Source organism: Leptolyngbya sp. FACHB-36, assembly GCF_014695955.1.
Taxonomy (GTDB): Bacteria; Cyanobacteriota; Cyanobacteriia; order Leptolyngbyales; family Leptolyngbyaceae; genus FACHB-36.
The window spans coordinates 1-3,525 of the sequence record NZ_JACJPG010000424.1 but is presented as its reverse complement, the minus strand read 5'-3'; the positions used below and the strand labels follow the sequence as shown (position 1 = coordinate 3,525).

Genomic DNA, 3,525 nt, shown 5'->3' with positions numbered 1-3,525 from the left:
CTATGGAACCCCACGCCTGCAAATCTGAGCGACCAGACAAATCAGCAATTTGTCGCTCAACCTGCCGACCCTCACGCAATCACTTCAAGCGAGGATTTGTGGCAGTGTTGATTAGCACTTTAGCTATTGTCGGATCCGCAGGTCAGACACTCGCCGATCACACATTTAGAGATGTGAGCAGCAGTGGGGAACCAGACGTTACTGCTTTACAGACTTGCTTAGAAAACGCGGGCTATTCGGTGGGTGGTGTGGACGGTATATTTGGTGAACAAACAAGAAGGGCAGTTGAAGCGTTTCAGCGCTCTCGTGGCTTAACGGTTGATGGCATTGCTGGGCCGGAAACCTTGGCAGCTTTAGGGTGTGATGGGCAGTTGGCTCAAGTCGATTTTGAACAAGAGCCTGACCGCACCCAGCAGCCTCCCTATTACTACGATCGCCCGATATCTGGTACAAACACAGCAAGCGTTTCTGATCGCAAGCGCTTTGTCGTGATTGTTCCAACTACACGAGTGGCAAAGACGTCTGTGCTAGCGGATGTTCGTCGGCGTTTGCCGGGAGCGGGTGCCCGCGCGATCGATTCTCCGCTCGGCTCCTACATCGAAGTGAATGCGTTTACCAATCGCAGCTTTGCGGAGTCGCAGTCTCGATACTTACGTGGATTTGGCATCGACGCTCAGGTGCGGTATTTCTAGAGCCAGGCGAAGTTTAGATCGGCAGCAGCGATCGTTGACACGCTGGGCAAACGGCATGGATTGTCAGTTGGCAGTCCAGCAGATGAAACCCCTCTTTCTGAGCAGTTTTCGCGCCAACTTTGAGGATAGAATCACTCTTGAACTCGATCGTCTTGTTACAGCGTACGCAGAGCAGGTGATGATGGTGATAGGGGTGAGGCTGGTTCAGTTCGTAGTGTTTGTGTCCCTCTGCCAGCTCCAGCTCTCGTAAAATACCCATTCGCGCCATCAGCTTTAGCGTACGGTAGATTGTGGACAAGCTAATGCCCGCTCCGTCATTTTGCAGCAGTTCGTACAGATCTTCAGCGCTGAGGTGGTTTCCTTTCGGAAGGTTTTGAAACACCTGCAAAATAGTTTCCCGCTGAGGAGTTAACCGCCAGCCCTTCTCGTTTAGCTCTGCCTTGAGTGAGGAGACTGTGTAGGAAGCAGCCATAGTTACCTTCTCAATAATGCTGATTTAATGAGAATCATACACAACCCATTCTTAATTTTCAAGTAGAATCCCTTATTGACAATAACTCCTAGAGAGAATACTGCTGCTCAGCCCGAATCTTGCTAAATCGCTAGTAGCGAATAGCAATTTACTGTTTATTAGCGAATTATTAGCGAAACTCTGTCTAGAGCAGATTTTCAGCGATCGTCCTCTGTGATTACACACTCGAAAGCCTGACATCAACATGGTTTCACCCTCCGATGTTTCCTTAACCACGTCCAATCGCCCGTTGTGGCGACTTGCATGGCAGCGAATCCGGCAGCGCCCGTTACAGTACGTCCTGTGCATTCTGGGAATCGCGTTGGGTGTAGCGATGTTGGTGTCGATCGATTTAGCGAACGGGTCAGCGCAGCGGGCATTTTCGCTTTCCACAGATGCCATTACTGGACGAGCCACTCACCGGATTGTGGCAATTTCGCCCACAGGCGTTGACGAATCTGTGTACGCAACGTTGAAACGATCGATCGATCAAGTTCCCGCTGCTCCGATGGTCGAGGGCTACGTGCGAGCGAGTGAATTGGGTGATCAGCCGCTGCGATTGGTTGGAGTTGATCTGTTCGCAGAATCGCCGTTTCGCAGCTACTTCGAGCAGGTAAGCAGTCAAGGCACCGGATTTGTACAGTTTCTGACCAATCCCAATACTGTAGTGCTAACTCAGGACACTGCGACGCAGTATGGCGTGACGCTGGGTGATACGCTGCATCTCGACGTTGCTGGGCAGTCTCGCACGGCGCGAATTGTAGGGATCTTGGCAACTAGCGATACGCTGAATCGGCGGGCGCTAAGTAATTTTCTATTTGCGGACATTGCCACGGCTCAAGAACTACTGGGGCAGCTTGGTCATCTTAATCAAATCGACCTGATCGTGCAGCAGCCAGAGGATCTGGAGACGATCACTGCCTTGCTCCCTGCTGGCGTCAAGCTGGAAACTGCCGAAGCTCAGAAGAACGCCGTGCAGCAAATGACCGCTGCGTTTGAGCTGAACCTGACAGCTCTGAGTTTGTTGGCGCTGGTCGTGGGCATGTTTCTGATCTACAACACCGTCACCTTTAGCGTTATTCAGCGTCGTCCAATTTTCGGGATTCTGCGCTGCCTTGGTGTTACCCAAGGGCAACTGTTTACGCTGATTTTGGGTGAAGCGGCGATTTTTAGCGTAGTTGGTTCAGTGCTTGGCGTTGGGTTAGGCATCGTGCTTGGACGCAGCATTGTTGGGTTGATCACCCAAACCATCAACGACTTTTACTTTGTGGTGAACGTGCAGCAGGTAACGCTAGCAAACAGCACGATCGCCAAAGGCATGATTGTTGGCGTCGCATCTGCCTTATTTGCAGCGTCGCTGCCTGCTTTGGAAGCCATGAACACGCCTCCAACACTGACACTCCAGCGATCGACCCTGGAGAGCAGAGTGCAGCAGCTACTGCCCAAGCTGGTACTAGCATGGCTGGGACTGACGATCGTAGGAGTGCTGCTGCTGCGCTGGCAGAGCGCTGGACTGGTCGCGGCGTTTGCCGGTTTGTTTGCCGTGCTGCTGGGGTCTGCGTTGCTAACGCCGCCGCTGACTACCGTGGTCATGGGCGGCTTTGCTCTAGTGGGGCAGCAAACGCTGGGCATCTTGGGTCGCTTGGCTCCCCGCGATATTTTACGCTCCCTCAGCCGCACATCGGTTGCGATCGCTGCCTTAATGGTGTCAGTTTCGGTGATTGTTGGCGTGTCGATAATGGTCGGCTCCTTCCGTGGCACAGTCGTGCAGTGGCTCGACCAAACCTTGCAGGCAGATATCTACGTGTCCCCACCGACAACGACAGCAAATCGCGTGTTGGGTAAAGTTGACCCGACGATCGCTGAAGACCTGAAAACCTTTCCGGGCATCGATCGCGCAGTGACCTACAACGACGCCGAGGTGCGCGTAGTAGACTTCGACAAACAGGTGAAGCTCATTTCTGCGGATGGCGATGTCTCTCAGGGCAAACGACCCTACGCATGGATTCGTCCCGAGTTGGGCAGCGACCCGTGGAACGCACTCAATGCCGGACAAGGGGCGATCGTCTCGGAAGCGCTGTATTTACGCGAAGGCGTAACGGACTATCCAGAAACAATTACGCTGGAAACGCCAGAGGGCGACCACACCTTCCCGGTCCTTGCCGTGTTCTACGACTACTCCTCAGATCGGGGCACAGTGATTTTGGATAACGACCTCTACAATCGCTACTGGCACGACGATCGCATCGCGTCGCTGGGTCTGTTTATCGCGCCGAATGTCTCTGTAGAGGATACCGTGCAGGCGATTCGCGATCGCTTCAA

3 protein-coding genes are annotated in these 3,525 nt (G+C 53.3%); 2 read left to right on the top strand and 1 reads right to left on the bottom strand.

From position 1 onward, the window contains the following. Nucleotides 1-173 precede the first annotated feature (173 nt). Nucleotides 174-692: a peptidoglycan-binding protein gene (locus H6F43_RS11910; RefSeq protein WP_190342976.1), complete on the top strand. Its 519-nt coding sequence runs from the start codon at nt 174-176 to the stop codon at nt 690-692. Between the two features lie 13 nt (nt 693-705). On the opposite strand, the gene H6F43_RS11905 is transcribed toward H6F43_RS11910, so the two are convergent. Beyond that, the gene (locus tag H6F43_RS11905; RefSeq protein WP_190342975.1) at nt 706-1,164 is read right to left on the bottom strand and encodes a transcriptional repressor; all 459 of its coding nucleotides are present in this window, start codon (nt 1,162-1,164) and stop codon (nt 706-708) included. Between the two features lie 244 nt (nt 1,165-1,408). Here H6F43_RS11905 and H6F43_RS11900 point away from each other — a divergent pair. Beyond that, a partial coding sequence (locus H6F43_RS11900; RefSeq protein WP_190342974.1) for an FtsX-like permease family protein occupies nt 1,409-3,525 on the top strand: 2,117 nt, incomplete at its 3' end.